This window comes from Labilibaculum sp. DW002, assembly GCF_029029525.1.
Classification (GTDB): Bacteria; Bacteroidota; Bacteroidia; order Bacteroidales; family Marinifilaceae; genus Paralabilibaculum; species Paralabilibaculum antarcticum.
In genome coordinates this window covers 36,480-52,722 of record NZ_JAKJSC010000005.1, presented here as the reverse complement: position 1 = coordinate 52,722, position 16,243 = coordinate 36,480, and the positions used below count along the sequence as shown (strand labels likewise).

11 protein-coding genes and 3 riboswitches are annotated in these 16,243 nt (G+C 34.5%); of the genes, 2 read left to right on the top strand and 9 right to left on the bottom strand.

Annotated elements, in window-relative coordinates; genetic code table 11:
* Positions 1–68: 68 nt before the first annotated feature.
* From L3049_RS16630 to L3049_RS16595, 8 genes are all read right to left on the bottom strand, one after another.
* Positions 69–2,321: a family 20 glycosylhydrolase gene (locus L3049_RS16630; protein ID WP_275110946.1), complete on the bottom strand. Its 2,253-nt coding sequence runs from the start codon at positions 2,319–2,321 to the stop codon at positions 69–71.
* A 150-nt stretch (positions 2,322–2,471) separates the two neighbouring features.
* Positions 2,472–3,545, bottom strand: a complete 1,074-nt coding sequence (locus tag L3049_RS16625; protein WP_275110945.1) for a YncE family protein — start codon at positions 3,543–3,545, stop codon at positions 2,472–2,474.
* A 10-nt stretch (positions 3,546–3,555) separates the two neighbouring features.
* On the bottom strand, positions 3,556–5,466 hold the full coding sequence (locus L3049_RS16620; RefSeq protein WP_275110944.1) for a TonB-dependent receptor plug domain-containing protein: 1,911 nt from the start codon (positions 5,464–5,466) through the stop codon (positions 3,556–3,558).
* An 87-nt stretch (positions 5,467–5,553) separates the two neighbouring features.
* Positions 5,554–5,761, bottom strand: a riboswitch (cobalamin riboswitch).
* Between the two features lie 150 nt (positions 5,762–5,911).
* On the bottom strand, positions 5,912–8,065 hold the full coding sequence (locus L3049_RS16615; RefSeq protein ID WP_275110943.1) for a TonB-dependent receptor plug domain-containing protein: 2,154 nt from the start codon (positions 8,063–8,065) through the stop codon (positions 5,912–5,914).
* A 162-nt stretch (positions 8,066–8,227) separates the two neighbouring features.
* Positions 8,228–8,435: riboswitch (cobalamin riboswitch) on the bottom strand.
* Positions 8,436–8,583: 148 nt separating this feature from the next.
* Positions 8,584–9,621 carry an ABC transporter ATP-binding protein gene (locus tag L3049_RS16610; protein WP_275110942.1) on the bottom strand — a complete coding sequence of 346 codons (1,038 nt, stop codon included), beginning with the start codon at positions 9,619–9,621 and terminating at the stop codon, positions 8,584–8,586.
* A gap of 8 nt (positions 9,622–9,629) precedes the next feature.
* Positions 9,630–10,685, bottom strand: a complete 1,056-nt coding sequence (locus L3049_RS16605; RefSeq protein WP_275110941.1) for an iron ABC transporter permease — start codon at positions 10,683–10,685, stop codon at positions 9,630–9,632.
* Between the two features lie 3 nt (positions 10,686–10,688).
* Positions 10,689–11,870, bottom strand: coding sequence for an ABC transporter substrate-binding protein (locus tag L3049_RS16600; RefSeq protein ID WP_275110940.1), 1,182 nt, complete (start codon positions 11,868–11,870; stop codon positions 10,689–10,691).
* A gap of 87 nt (positions 11,871–11,957) precedes the next feature.
* A riboswitch (cobalamin riboswitch) is annotated at positions 11,958–12,162 on the bottom strand.
* Positions 12,163–12,210: 48 nt separating this feature from the next.
* Complete coding sequence (locus tag L3049_RS16595) at positions 12,211–13,209, bottom strand: TIM barrel protein (protein ID WP_275110939.1); 999 nt, start codon at positions 13,207–13,209, stop codon at positions 12,211–12,213.
* Positions 13,210–13,636: 427 nt separating this feature from the next.
* Here L3049_RS16595 and L3049_RS16590 point away from each other — a divergent pair, with 427 nt between their 5' ends.
* The gene (locus L3049_RS16590) at positions 13,637–14,224 is read left to right on the top strand and encodes a hypothetical protein (protein WP_275110938.1); all 588 of its coding nucleotides are present in this window, start codon (positions 13,637–13,639) and stop codon (positions 14,222–14,224) included.
* A gap of 314 nt (positions 14,225–14,538) precedes the next feature.
* Here L3049_RS16590 and L3049_RS16585 read toward each other — a convergent pair whose 3' ends face one another.
* Complete coding sequence (locus L3049_RS16585) at positions 14,539–14,844, bottom strand: hypothetical protein (RefSeq protein ID WP_275110937.1); 306 nt, start codon at positions 14,842–14,844, stop codon at positions 14,539–14,541.
* A 506-nt stretch (positions 14,845–15,350) separates the two neighbouring features.
* On the opposite strand from L3049_RS16585, the gene L3049_RS16580 reads away from it, so the two are divergent.
* The gene (locus L3049_RS16580; RefSeq protein ID WP_275110936.1) at positions 15,351–16,187 is read left to right on the top strand and encodes a nuclear transport factor 2 family protein; all 837 of its coding nucleotides are present in this window, start codon (positions 15,351–15,353) and stop codon (positions 16,185–16,187) included.
* Positions 16,188–16,243: the final 56 nt, after the last annotated feature.

Below are 16,243 nucleotides of genomic sequence, written 5' to 3'. Positions count from 1 at the left end.
AAACACATTTTAAGTAAGCTTTAAACAAACAAAAATCTCCCATTATGAAAATGGGAGATCAATATTTTTTAATGAAATAGGTTTTCTGATTTAATTGGTATTTGATCGAAGTAATTAGAACACCAAGATACTTGTTGATTGGCGTAAGGCGTATTTTTGATCATCACAATTTTTATAGGATATATTCCCTCATCCATATGTATTCTACCTCTGCGTTCATGTCTTGAATTAAGACCTTCATGACTTACGATAAGCTGATTTCCAATAGAAATTTGAGTTGGATCTATTGCGTAATTAAAAAAGGTATAAGTTGCTTTTTTATCAACCTTTATAAATCCAGTAATTTCCATAGCATAGAATTCCTCTTCGATATCTTTAGGAAACTTAATTTTATCGAGAACTCCACACTCCATTACTTCATCATTCGTTATTTCAGCAATATTATTGAATTTCCCCTTAATGATCTTGTACTTTAATCCTGTAGCAAGTCCTGAGCTTGTATCTGACACTAATGGTGAGATTTTAATGCACTCCAGACTTCTAATTTTACTTGTTAAGCCAGATTTATGAACCGTCTGTAGTTTTATCGTACTTGTATTTTTCAACACAACTGGCTTGGTGTAAATTGTAGAATTATCATCAGGATCCGTTCCATCCAAAGAATATCGAATTTTGGCATCCTCTAACTTTACCTCAAAAGGCAACTTCATCTGATCGAAAAAGAAATTTTTATTAACTCCTCCGTGCGGTGCTTGTATAAATGAATTGATGTCCTTTTGATGTAACAATTCATAATGATGCCCCATTCTTGTTTGAAAATCATTCCAATTTCGTTGATCCTTTCCCGACCATACAACTTCTGCCAAAGCACAAATTCGAGGAGCAATCATGTACTCTACCCGATCTGATGTATGCATATATTCAGTCCAAACATTTGCTTGTGCTCCCAATATGTATTTTGCCTCATCTTCATTCAATTCTGAAGGCGTTGGTTCAAATTCATATACTTTTTGTAGTGGAGAGAAACCCCCAATAGCAGTAGGCTCAATATAATTATCATCCTGATAATGATCGAAATAACAATGTGATCCAGGTGTCATAATTACATCATGATGCTGTTTGGCAGCCTCAATACCGCCTTCTGTTCCTCGCCATGACATAACTGTTGCTTCAGGAGCCAAGCCGCCTTCTAATATCTCATCCCAACCAATAATCTTACGATTCTTGCTGAGTAAAAACTTCTCAATTCGCTGAATAAAATAGGATTGCAATTCATGCTCATTTTTTAAGCCTTCTTCTTTCATTCGCTTTTGACACAAATCACAAGATTCCCAATTTGTTTTAGGACACTCATCACCACCAATATGAATGTACTTTGATGGAAATAAATCAATAACTTCTAACAGTACATCTTCTAAAAATGAGAATGTTCCCTCTTTTCCTGCGCAATAAACATCTTTAAATACACCCCATTCATTTTCCACATTAAAGGGTCCATCAACACAAGCTAAATGCGGATAAGCAGAGAGAGCAGCAACAGAATGTCCTGGCAATTCTATCTCTGGAATAACAGTTATGAATCGATCTGACGCATATTTTACAATCTCTTTTATTTGATCTTGCGTATAGAAACCACCATACCTTGTTCCATCCTTTTCAATTCGCCATGCACCAATATCGGTTAGTTTAGGATATTTTTTAATCTCGATTCTCCAACCCTGATCTTCGGTTAAATGCCAATGAAAAGTATTCATCTTATACATTGCCATTAAATCGATATACTTCTTAATAAAATCGACCGAAAAGAAATGTCGGCAAACATCCAAATGCATACCTCGATACTTATATCTTGGCTCATCTAATATCTTTACATACGGAATTTTTATACCAGCATTTATAGGAATTATTTGCAAAAGAGATTGTATTCCGTAAAAAAATCCTTTTCCAGATTTAGCCTCAATCAAAACTCCTGTAGCATCAACTATTAAAGAATACTCTTCTTCTCCCCAATTGTGGTCATTAACCTTTTTAAAAATAATTTTATTCGATGCAGGCAGTTTTCTGCTTCCTTTTTTAGGAATTCTAACACCAGTTAACTCATTTAACTGATCAGACAAATAAGAAAGCAGAATTTCCTTATCATCAACTCCTTCAGAAAAGAATATCTTCACATCCTCCTTTAGCGATAAGCTACCAGTTGCCTCAACAATTCTTGCTGGTTTTGGTATTATACTTACAGATTTATTAGCTTGAGCAATTGCGGTAGAAGTATTCATAACTTGCATACTAAACAGTATCAAGAACGAAATAGAAGTTCTCATAAAATAGATAATTAGAATTTATTTCACTTTGGCTTTTGGAACCATAAACTTAATAATTTTATCTAAGATAACGACAGAAAATATTGAGCATAAAAAAAGCGTCATTTCTTAGAAAGAAATGACGCTTAAATTTATTTTACAACTACTGAATTAGTAGCTAAACATTGTTGAATTTGGTATAGCTCCAACTGTAAATTCTTTTAATTTCTCACCATTAGAAGAGTAAACAAGTACTTTTCCAGGATTTGTCCCTTCACATAACCAAAGGTTTCCATTTTTAGGATTTACATCCATTCCGTAGAAAGTAGCATCAACAAATTTTGTTGTTGGTAAAGCTGTATCAGTAATATTCATTGCATACACGGCATCAGACATAAAGTAAACTGTCTTTTTGTCCTTGCTTATCGCAATATTTTTAATGCCACTAGTACTTAAATTTGTCAAAACAAATGAGTTCACATCTTGTGTATCACCATCAATTTTTGAAATACCAGCATTTGTATAACTAACATTTGGATAGTTGCTATAATCAGGTACACCAGAACAATAAACCCAAAGATCCCCATTGGTATCTTTTACCATATCTTTAGGACATGACTTAACGGTAATTGTTTTTACAACTTCATCGGTATCAAGATCTATTACAGAAACTGTATTATCGTCATTAGACCATCCACCACTGTTTGCTACATATAATTTATTTCCTGAAACAATCATTTTTTCGGGTCCCGCACCAACAGTAATTTCTTTTGTTTTTGTCATTGTATTTAAATCAATAACAAAAACTTCATTATTTTGCTTTACTTGATTTGGATAAGTTCCTGTAACCCCATTTCCATTCGACACATATGCTTTACCATCTGCAAAAGCAATTTCACGAGGATATGAAAAGCCTTCAATTGTTGCATAATGCTTAAAATCCACAGCTGTAACAACTTCAACATAACCAGCTCCACTTCCTGTAGTTACAACAATAAATGCATATTCATCATTCATCGCCAGAGATTGAGGATACTGACCTAATGCGATACTATTAACTGATGCAAAATAATTTAAAGTAACATTATCATCTTTATCAATTAAACTAATTGACCCGTTTGTGCTTCCTTCATTTAATACAAAATTTCCTTTTAATTGAGGAATTTCATTATCATCACTAGAACATGATACAAACAACACACTTGCAACTAACAATCCTAATGCAAGATTCAAAACCTTTTTCATAGCTAATTAATTAAAAAATTACATTCACCCCAAAATAATAAGCTCTGCCAGGCATAGGGTAAAACCTAACAATTTCATATGATTCATCCAACAGGTTTTCTACTCGACCAGTTAGTTTAATATTTGCAAATTTGGTATTGAAACGATACCCTCCGTTAATATCTACCAATAAATTTCCGTCTACCTGATCACCTTCCCAAGTATTGGTATTTGAACGTAAAGTCCCCAACACGCCAACATCCCATTTACCAAATAAATAATCAGAAGAAAATTTGACGATATGATGCGGACGATAGGCTAGCGTTTCCTTATACTCAACACTTTCCTTATCATTATTGTACGCATCGTTATAGGCATATTTTAATGAAGTTCGTAGACTATTACTCTTGACCTTCATAAGATGAGTTGCCTCAATATCAACACCTTGAAGTACTGTTTTACCAATATTGATCGGTTTCCAAAGCGTTCCTGATACGGGTTGCCATGCAATTAAATCATCATTAAGAGCCTTATACGCATTTACATCAATGGTAATATCACCATACAATGCCTTCCGTTGAAGCATTATCAAACCTAATTCGTAATTCCATCCATTCTCTGATTTTAAATCCACATTTCCAGAATTATTCCAGTAACGTTCATTAAATGTTGGTCTTCTATAGTGAGTCGATGCCTTAGCTCTAATATCAATAATATTAGGAAAAAGATGAATCAACGAACTAAAAGAATACATTTCGGGTGGGTTAACCTCCGAATTCCATTCCTTTCCATAGGTGAATATAAATGTTCCGATTAAGGGTGTATATTTGGCAGCTAAAGATAAACGCGATTCATTTTCATGAATATTACCTTGGTAATTATTTGTAATTCCTTTTAACCAATTGTACTTTCCATTAACATCAACACTCCAATTATCGGAGAAATAATATCTAAAGTTGACATCATTTAGCCAGCGCTTCGATTCTATTTCTGAAAATATTTTATATCCTGTATTCGTAGCACTTCCCCTATCGGTATACTTCAAATAATCTGATAAATATGCAGATTTCGCTTCCATACGAAATTTACCAATCAATTTTTTCCAGCCAACGTAAGCTTTAAACGACGAATCTCTTTGTTTTTGAAAGCTAATAGGAGCTCCAATTCCCATTAAACCGCCAATATTCTTTTCTTTAACCTGATACCATACACCTAAATCAATATAATTTTCTTTGATTTTTAGATGTAGGTCTTGAATTGTCCCATATGCCCTGTTTTCATTATTATTTAGTCGCTCGGTTGGCGATCCAAAATCATGAAAATCAGTGTATGAAAAATCATTCTTTCCATATTGAAAAAATGCTTGTCCCGAATAAGAAATCCACTTATCGGAATATTTCCCAAAGATTTTTGTTTTTGTATTTGAGTAGCTACCTACTTCCGACATCAATCCTAATGAAGATTTCTTCTTCCAATCGGGATGATTAGACAACTCAATAGCTCCTCCTAAAGTTCCGGAACCATACAAAGAACCAACAGCTCCGTACACCACTTGAACCTGATCAAAAGAACCAGCGTTTATTAAAGATACATCAGCAGATCCTGTTGTTAAAGAATTAACAGGAATTCCATTCCAATTAACAGAAGTATGTGTACCTGATGCTCCTCGCATTCCAACGGTAGCGAGTGCTCCATACGCACCATTTGATGAGATATTTACTAAAGATGTTTTTTGAAGAAGACCAGATAAGTCCTTCCCACTATACCTTTTTATTAAAGTAGAATCAATTAGCACTTTTTTCTCTGTAGTCGAAAAGTGATTTAATTTAGGCGCAACAATATCAATGGATTCAATCTGAATCGTATCCACACCAAGCTTTTGCCCAAAACTACACAAGCTTATAAAGCTTCCTAACAACACAAATAAAAACTTCAACTTCATCTAATATTTGATAAAGAAGAAAATACAAGGATAGAACAATAGAAATAAAATCTTCGATCGTCTTCCAAACACCTTCTCCGAATGTTTTGAAAATCAAGTTAGCATTGGCAGGTCTTCTGACTTACTCAACTTTTTCCGCCTTCCCATTCGATTATATCAAACAGTGGCATTGTGGTGAAAAAGCTTTCTTCTGAGCTTACAGCTACGGGAACAGCTCCGGACTTTCACCGGATTCCCTTTTCATCTCTATCTGACAAAAATCAGATTCACGAGAACCAATTATTTTGCAAATATAGATAAAAAAAATCAAAATGAGACTTACTAATCTCTTATTTAAAACCTATTTTAAAACACACTGTATATCAACACACAACAAACTATAAATCATAAAAAAAAGGGACATCCCATAATTGGAACATCCCCTTTTAACTGAATAAAATTCTTTTTAAAATCGATAACTAAATTTGGCAGTAATAGCTCTTCCTGGCATATTATAACCATCCTTTTCAGTATAATTCTCATCTAATAAGTTGGCTAGCGTCAATCCTAATGTGTATTTTTCATTAAATGAATAACTTGCAGAAAAATCAAACACATAAGATACAGGATGGCGTAACAAAGCTTTATTAAGTACATCTGGTCTAACTTCCTTTGCATTGTAAACAATTGGCGCTTTACTTACCGTTGGCCAATTTGAATAATCAGCTACATACATGTAATTGTTCTCGTATCGATGTCCAATATAGCGACCACTTAAACGGGTTGAAAAACCTTTCAAATTATCGAATTCAACTCCAAATGTTGCAGTATTGTCACGCACATATCGCATTTCTCCTGTTTGAGTAAGACCTGTAGCATCTTTATAAGTTACATCAGCATCAAAAAGATGAGTGTAATTCAAATATACACGCAAAGAATAATCGTAGTCTTGCACAGCCCCAAAATCATACGATGCTACGATCTCTAAACCATCCATTTCAGACTTCATTGCATTGATGTAGGTTATATCACCATTCTGCAAACTGCTTCTCACAATCTTATCTTTATGGTAGGTGTTGAAATAAGTCAAATCAAAATTAATTCCTTTTTTGAAATTTTTAAAAGCAAATCCCACATCAACAGTATTTGATTTTTCCGGGTTCAAATCTGCATTTCCAATTGTTTTTACTGTACCTCTTTGATAGAAACCAGCTACCTGATATGCCTTAGGAGCTAAAAAAGCATCTCCCCAACTAGAATGTACTGACAGATCTTTAGTCAACTGATACTTCACACCAATGTTTTTAGTAAAAACCCAATAATCTTCAGAGCTTTTATCGTTCGCCAACAATTTGTCTGCTTCCAGTTCAAATTTTATCATATCTCCCCTTGCACCTACTGACAAATCAAGTTTTTCATTCAAAAATTTAAAATGAGTTTGTCCGAAAATTCCAGTAGCAATATTATTGTAATCTGGTTGATAAGGAGCTTCTAATACACCTGCAGTATCGAAATTAGAACTTTCATATTTCTGAGTTTTATTATCAATCCCCAAGGCAACAGAATGCACATCAAAGGCATAGGTATCATATAACTGAAATCCATAATTTTTGTAATCACTCTCAAAATCGCCATAACCATCCGAACCAACATCTACCGTTTTGTTGTCTTCATCTGAATAAAATGGAGAAAAGGTAATTTTATGATTCCCAATACTTCCCAAAACATCAAATCCAGCGGTATACCGTTCAATATCTTTTGAATCCATACCTTCTGTATGCCAGAAATTACCAGGTGTTTCAATACCGTTCCCAGCATAATAGCCTCCATTTAGATTAAGTTTCCAATTTTCGGCTAGTTTAACCCCCACACGAGCATCAAAATTTGATGTCTGAAACTGAGTATTTTCCATTCTTCCGCCATAAGTAGATGGATCCAAAATCGATTTTGCATACTCCTCATCATAAAGGTTACGATCTCCAGTTTTGTAATCCTTATCCTGACTTTGTATAGCGTAACTTAGATCAAAATCCAATGCATCGGATAGTGAACCACCGATATTGAAATTTGCTTTCGAACTTGCAAAACTACCATACTCAAAAGTAACTTTGCCAGATAATTCGCCCGTGCTGTTTTTGGTCACGATATTAATCACACCAGCCATTGCATCAGAACCATACTGAGCTGAAAAAGGCCCTCTCAAAACTTCAACCCGCTCAACATTTGCAAGATCGATACTAGCAATATTTTCAGTTCCTGCAGGTTTTCCGTTCACTAAAATACTAGTATACTTTACCGATGGAGATGGTGTAAAACCGCGCATACTAACAACAGCCGATACACCAGGATATTGCAGTATATCAATTGCCACAGCATTTTTCAACAAACCTGCAACATCACTAGCAGGAGATGCTTCGATCATTCTTTTGGTAATAACCTCAACCTTTTGAGGCAGATCCTTGATTTTCGAGTTCACACGTGAAGCGTTTATCTTCACTTCTGATAGGTTTAGATGTTTCACAACCCCTTTATCATCTGTTGGGTTTGGAACTTCATCAGCTTTTACTGCAGAATTTAATAGTGATAGCAATGCAAAAGCCGTTAAAAATGTTCTTTTCATGTCTTTAAGATTAAATGAAAATAAGTTTAACTAATGCAATGCAGACAGGGAGCGAAAAGAAAATTTAGAACATGACATAGAGGACCAGTTATGACAAAGCAATCCCTATTATCGATATTGATAAAGTTTTCGTTCACTTGCTCTTTTTCCCGAAAGCAATGACTTGTATTGATTGCAAAGGCAGGTCTTCTGACTTGTTCTACTTTTTGAGGCCTTCCCATTCCGATAAAACGAAACAGTGGCAAGGAGTAATTCAAAAAGCTGTTTTAGAACTTACAGCTACGGGTATAGTCTCGGATTCTCACCGAATTCCCTTTTCATCCCACTCTTCGAAGAAGAGTATTGGGAGCCAAATGCGGTGCAAATGTATATAAAATCAGATTAATTAATCTCTTCTTTAGTATCTATTTTAAAACATAATCCAAATCAAGACACAATACAGTTAGCTAAATGAAAAAGAGACATTCCAAAATTGAAATGTCTCCTTTTCACCAAATAAAATACCATTTGGAAATTGTCTATTTTTCTTTCGACAAACTATTTCTTAAATAAAAAAGTAATTCCTGAATGCTCACGCATTTTATAGTACTTCCATTTTGCTTTACTTCCCATTCCATTGTGTCCTCCAATAGGTTAACACAACAATCTCCTACTTGCTCACAGCTAACCTGATAACCTTCACGAGACAAAGCTCTTTGTGTCCAAAAGCCCATTACATCATTACCCAAAAGCTGTATAGATTGCTTTTTCTGATAATTCATGATGAAGTTTCCCGTTTTGCGATCGAAATTAAAGGATTTGTTATGAAATGTTCCTTCAATGCTTCCATTCAGGACTAAATCTTCAGGAGCTCCAACCTTAACGGGTTCATTACGTGACATCAACCAAATTAAATCGGCGGCTTGAAGTGCTAAATCTAATTCATGTGTAGATAAAAGAATGGCTTTATTAGTTTCCCGAGCCAGTCGATGCAATAAACGCATAATCTCTACTCTATTTGGTAAATCTAAATGCGCAGTTGGTTCATCCAACATGATTAGTGGTGTGTCTTGAGCCAAAGCTTTTGCAATCATTACCCTTTGTCGCTCACCATCGCTTAATTCATTAATGAAGTTATTAGCATAATGCAACAAGCCTACTTGTTCCAAGGCCCACTTAATCTTCTCGTTGTCCTCATTAGATAATTTCCCCATCCATGAAGTATAAGGATGACGCCCTAAAGATACTATGTGGTAAACGGTCAGATTCCCAACATTAATTCTCTCGGTAAGAACGATGCTTAACAATTGAGCAATCTCTTTATAATTTCGATCCTTAATAGGAATCCCTTCTACTAAAGTACATCCAGCCAATGGAGGTTGAATACCAGCAATGGTTCTCATTAAAGTAGATTTCCCTGCTCCATTTGGTCCTAAAAGGCATACCATTTCACCCCTTCTGATGGTTAGATTTACATCAGAAAGTAAACACAAACTTTCCTTCTTTCCTTGCTTGTAACCAATGGAAAGATCTTGTGTTACCAATATATCTTGAATTTCTTTTTTTTCTGCTTTCATACGCTCAATTATCCAGCAAAAGATGCCTTTACATTTCTACTTCTCATGATTACCCAAATCACCACTGGTCCTCCAAACAAAGCGGTTACTGAATTAATTGGTAAGGTATTTTGATTGCCCGGTATTTGTGAAATGATATCGCAAACCAACATGATAGCCGCACCTATTAAAACGACTGCTGGCATTAATACTTTATGGCTTGCTGTCCTAAAAATAGAACGTGCGATATGCGGTACCGCAACACCAACGAATGCTATAGGTCCTGTAAATGCCGTTAAGGTTCCTGCAATTAATGCCGTACTAATGATAACTGCAATTCGTGTTTTATTAACTGATATTCCAACGCCGCGAGCATAATTCTCCCCTAGCAACAAGGCATCCAAAGGCTTAATCAGAAAGAATGCTATAATTAAACCGCAAAAAACAATTGGGGCCATAACCTGCATTTCGTTCCAGGTAACACCTGCCAAACTTCCAAATGTCCAAACTATGAAACTTTGAATTTGCTCCGGATCACTAAAGTATTGGAGAATATTTACTACAGCACCCGTTATACTTCCAAACATGATTCCAATAATCAGTAAAGAAACACTGTCGGAAATACGAATAGAAGCCAAAGCCACAAGCATAAACACAAGAGATGCTCCTACAACTGCTGATACAACTAAGGCCCAACTTCCCAAAAATGCAGAAATAGCTCCAAATAAAACAGGAGCAATTGCCGATGCCATAACCATTAAAGCAACGCCTAAACTTGCACCAGAACTAATTCCCAAAACATATGGACCAGCCAAAGGATTGCGAAATAAAGTCTGCATCATAAGCCCGGTTACAGAAAGTCCTGCACCAACAATAATTGCCGTGATTGCTTTTGGTAAACGGAAATTAAGAACAATATAATTCCATGAGTTTTTCACATCTCCTCCCGAAAGAATTGCAAATACTTTCTCAAAAGGAATGTTTACACTTCCAAAAATCAAATCGAGAAGAAAAACCCCAATAATAATCAGAAATAAAATCCCAAATAGGAGCGATAACCAACTTCCACCTTTCTTCAATATCATATCTTATTTTAATTGCTGATAATAATACAATTCATAATCTGGTAACAATTCAGGATGTAATATTTTAATTGCATCTTTAAAAACAACATCGGGTTGCATTACACCAGATTCAAACCAATCATTGGCACCACGGCTGTTCATTCTTTTCGTATAACAAAAAACATTTCCAGTTTTATATGGCTTAAATAAGGTATAACGATCATCTAAGTTTTTCAAATCCTCCAATGTTTTGCATTGTCCCGGACCAAACCAAATATCTGCTTCACCTTGCTTATCGAATACCACTTCGAAACTTAAAGGAATACTACCACTTGTGCTATCTGAGAACCAATAATAATCTGCTTTCCCATCACGTAAAAATTGCCCTAAGTACGATTGGCCTCCTGGCATATACCAAGTTCCCTTAAAATTGTACCCAGACAATATGGATGGCTTATTTTCTACTTCGTAAACCAACTTTTTAAGCCCATTATAGCGATCTTCAACTTCCTTAAAATGCTTTTCAGCTTCTGCTTCTTTATTAAAAAAAGTTGCAATGAATTTTGCCCATTCAGCTCTTGCTAATGGTGAAGATTCCATCCATTCGATATTATAGGCAACAGGTAAACCCGCTTGCATTAATTTGGTTTCCCTTTCGGAGATTTTCATAAAACCAGCAACCATTACCAATTCTGGATCAATCTCTACAATCTTCTCAAAGTTTAACGTCTCGGAATGACCAACAGCTTGTATTTCGCCATTTTGCGCCTTTTTATTCAAGTCCTCATCATAAATACGATCCTTAAGAGATACCGCTACAATTTTATCTTGAACATTTAAAAATTTTAGGATCCCAATTTGGGTACTCGATAGTGCAGCAATGCTTCTTATTGGCACTTCAACCAATAAACCATCACTTGGAACTGTATCTTTCAGTTCTTCACCACGATTCTTTAAATAGTACTTTTGAAATACTTTCCCTTTGTTCCAAGGATCCCAAACGGTAAGTTCTTTTAAACCATTATCCAAGATTTTTATTTCAAAACCTTTGGCATGCTTAATAATAGTAGGATGGTAAAAGGCTAAATCTATTTTAGTATTAGCATCGTTGGCAGCGATCTTTTTTTGACTTGTAAATTGACAAGATGCGCTGCTTAAAAGTACAAACAGGAGAATTGCCCAAGGGCTTTTGTTTACTACACTCATTTTCTTCCACAATAATTGTGGGGATCGAACTCAAGAAAATACAATTGCGAGAATCATACCTTCGTTACTCAGTTCCCCGAAGTTACGAAACATTTTTTTCCTTAGGCAGGTCTTCTGGCTTACCCATCCTGACGCCTTCCCATGTGAAACTACATTCACTTAGTGGCTAATCTGTCAGAACTTATCAATGAATTATTCATTGAGGGCTTACAGCTGCGGGGACAGCTCCGGTATCACACCGGATTCCCTTTTAATTCCCAAAAACTTGGAAACCTAATTGCTGCAAATCTATGGATTATTTTGGAGAAAAAAGAAATTAAAACAAAGCCCGCAGATATTCCTAGCCCAATGCATTCATTTGAGTAGCTAACTTTTCCGAAAATTCATCCATACTCTTTGTAATAAATTCATGAATCACAATCTCTGGATTAAGCTCTGCAAGAATCTCTTTCACCCTCGATGATTGAAAAGGCAAATGCTGGTCAATTTGTAAAACATGATTACGAGCACTTGAATATTTATCTGAAAAATTAAGTTCTGACCAATTGAAAGGCAATCCTTCTTGTACCTGTTTCAGTTGATATTCGCCAGATAAACTACAGTTTAAATGCAAACTCTTTATTTTCTCTTGCACATCCTTCGAAAGACGAGATACACGATCAAGAACAAAATCAATCGCTTCATCTTCACAGCGCAGAGCAATATTGGTATTCATCAGATGACCTGTATCCAGCAAGAAATTCCAATTGGAAAATTCCAATCTAGCAGCAAAGTCATCCACTTCAGCCGGAAATAAAAAATCAAGACCAGGCCACCACAAATTCTCAATTGCTAAAGTAACAGGCGGCTCTCCATCAGAAAATTCCTGTGCTGTTTTATTCAGCATATCAGCAAAACTTGCCAACACTTCGGCACTTTTATAAGTAAAATCGCGAGTAAAAGCATGCTCTAATTCAACATGAGCAGCATGCAAAACCGCATGTTGAGGATTCAAAAGGGCAGCATATTCCCACAATTGTTTTTGTGAGGCAATCATATCTATTTTATTGCTTCCACCACAACGATACTTTAAATCTTCTGCAGATGTTTTTGGGAAATAAGCTTTTGCCCCATCTTCTCCCTTTCTCCAAACATCTAACCAAGTGACCCAAAATGGTAAATGCACACTTTTCACAATCTCTTTTGGAATATCATTAGAAGGACGATCATAACCAATCAAAAGTTCTACGCCATCCAATTCTTTTCTTTCTACATATTCTTCAAGTCCCTTCCAAGCATTCTCAAATCGATTCAAATCTGGTGGGTAAATGGAAAAATCAATCAAATTTTGATAATTCATATATAATAGTGTGTTTTTACCTTGTTATTACTAAAAAAAATAGGGTGTGAATTAAAAATCATGTCAAAAATAGTCTTAATAGATCATATTTACACCCACCCTAATCCAAAAATCTGATCATTTTTTTCATGAGCCAAGTCAAAAAATGACGTTTTGCCCATTTTTCGCAAAATTCGAAAACGTTATCATAAGTCTTAAAAAGTCAAATTAAGCTTAATAATGATAAAATTCTTTATTAAATCTATGTAACGCAAACAATTTCGGGAGCTTCCGCAACCGTTTTAAGTGATTTTTTTTGTTAATTCTTCAATTTTCTGCATTATTATTTAGATCATTTCTACGATTATTACATAGATTTACAATGTCAGTTAATCACAAATAAACGATGACTGATTTAATAAATATTTAATCACTAAAAACTAAAGAAATGAAAAATTTAAAAAGAATCGTATTAGGGGTCGTCTTATTCTTAGGAGCCAATTCTGCTTTTGCAACAGGTAACATTCGTATCAACTCTTATTTAGACACCGACTATTCAATTGTGTCAATCATTAATCCTTCAGAAGCTGATCTTAAAATGAAGATTTATGATGAAGCTGGAAACTTGTATTACTCAAGAAAAGTAGATGCAGCAACAACCGCTCAAAAATTATTCGACTTCTCTTACCTTGAAGATGGTAGCTACAAAATTATTTTAACTGGAAAAGAAGAAAGTCTTGAGAAATCATTTGAAGTTGTAAACAACAAATTGGTTACTGAAGCAGCTGAAGAAATTGCTGAGAAAACTCTTTTCAGAACTGACGACAAAGCTTTATTTGTAACTTACTTGTCATTCCAGAACAATGATTTTGATATTTTAATTAGCGATGCATCGGGTAATGAAGTATTTGAAGGAACTTACTCTGCTGAACCAACTTTCTCTAAAAAATTCAATGTAGAAGCATTGCCAAAAGGAGATTATAAAGTTCGTTTAGTATCAGATAAAAAAGAGTACAATTATGCCTTCAGAAAATAGTGACCAAAGTGGTTCAAGTGACCAGATGATTCAAAAGAATCATTCCTATATAATAAGTGTAAGCCCAGAGAAATCGGACCTACACTTATTTTTTTGTAGTTAATTAAGCAAAAAAAAACACCTCACAAATAAGGCGTTTTTATTTTTAAGATTGGCTTATTAATAAAAGCTTGTTGGTGTTTATTAATTGTACTATCTCAATAACTATCGAGATCAAATGGCTCATCCGCGCCCATGACAATTTAGCTTTTGTTGAACGCTTAGTTGTTGTAGGCTGACTTTATATCCTCGCCATTAAATTCAATCAGGTCATTTTACTTCTTCTTAAACAAGATTCCCCCAAATGTTCCAATTAGCATTCCAAAACAAATCCCATAAGTTAAGGTAATCGTTCCAAATTTGTCACTTAACGATAATCCAATAGCTATTCCAAAAAGCATCCCGTACGTAATATAATTCTTTTCGCCATTTTCATTAGCTGTTTCCTCATCAGCAATATTATCAGTTCTTTTATTAGAATAATATTTTCCTCTCTTTTTGTTACTCTCATTTGCAAGAACCAACGCAATCGTAATCCCCATAGCAATCCATGGCAAAGCAGCAATAACAAAATCATACATAACTTATATCCCTCATTGTTTTAATTACAAATTCATTTTTATAAAAACACCCATATTAAGAATCATTAAAATTGTAAATTGAGTTCTAATTACAATAATTTTTATCAATTGCTAAATTTCAAATTATCCTTATTTCATTAGCAATAGTTTCTCAAACTTGTCTACGTTGAGAATATGGGGCGTTTGGCATTTTGAAAAGCCAACCTGTGAAACTAATATAATTTGTATTAAATGTACACATTTACTTTTTAATTGCTATCTGCCAAATGGTCTATAATTATTGTTGTGAGTAGTTGTTTTTTACAATAAAACGGCTCCTTCTAAGTTAATCTAAACCCAATTATCCTATTTTTATTTACTACCTGTTTCATTCAACAAGAATTAGTTTATAAGATAAGAAAACACCTCCTTGGTTACATATTTACCCTATTATTGAAGATTATTACCTTTTAAAAACTAGCAAGCTGGGATAGTTTTGTGTCGTTGAAAATATAATTCACGACGAAATGAGAACAGCAATAATTAGTTTAGTATTAATCATGGGTTTAATCGCTTGTAAACAGAAAAAAATGGAATTAACACAAAAAGAAAAGGCAGTAGCATTTATTAAATCATTCGAAACTGGAAGTTCAGATGTTTTGAATTTTATAGATGAGAATATTAAAAGTCATAATTATACATTACCGAATGGGAAAAATACATATGAAATGTATTTTACCAATGAGCCCTCAGGTTGCAAGATAGAATTCATCCGTATTTTTGAGGATAAGGAATTCGTGATAATGCACAACAAGTATACCAATCTTGAAGGTTACCCTGGGCCAATTATTACTTTTGATATTGTACGATTCGAAAACGGAAAAATTGCAGAACATTGGGACAATATTGCTCTGGAAATTAATGAGTCTATTAACGGAAATAGTCAAACTGATGGTGCCGTAATAATTAAAGATATTTCATTAACAGAAAAAAATAAAGCTGTAGTTTCAGAATACATGCAAGTTATGTTGAGTGGTGAGTTCGATAAAATAGCAAAGCATATTAATGGCGAGAACTACATCCAGCACAATTCTATAATCGACAATGGTGTATCTGGAGTTCTTAACACCATAGAAAAGCTTAAAACTGAAGGCATTGATGTTGTATTTAATAAAGTACACCGCATTTTTGCTGAAGGAAATTTTGTTCTTGCCATAGTAGAAGGAAGCATGGGAGACAAACCAACATCCTTTTACGATTTATTCAGAATTGAGAATGGCCAAATTGTAGAACATTGGGATATTTTAGAAGAAATACAAGCCTCAGAAGATTGGCAAAACACTAATGGAAAATTCCATTTTTAAATAAGATTAGAAGTGCTGATAGCACTTCTAATTGTTTATTCGTAATTGACAAATAA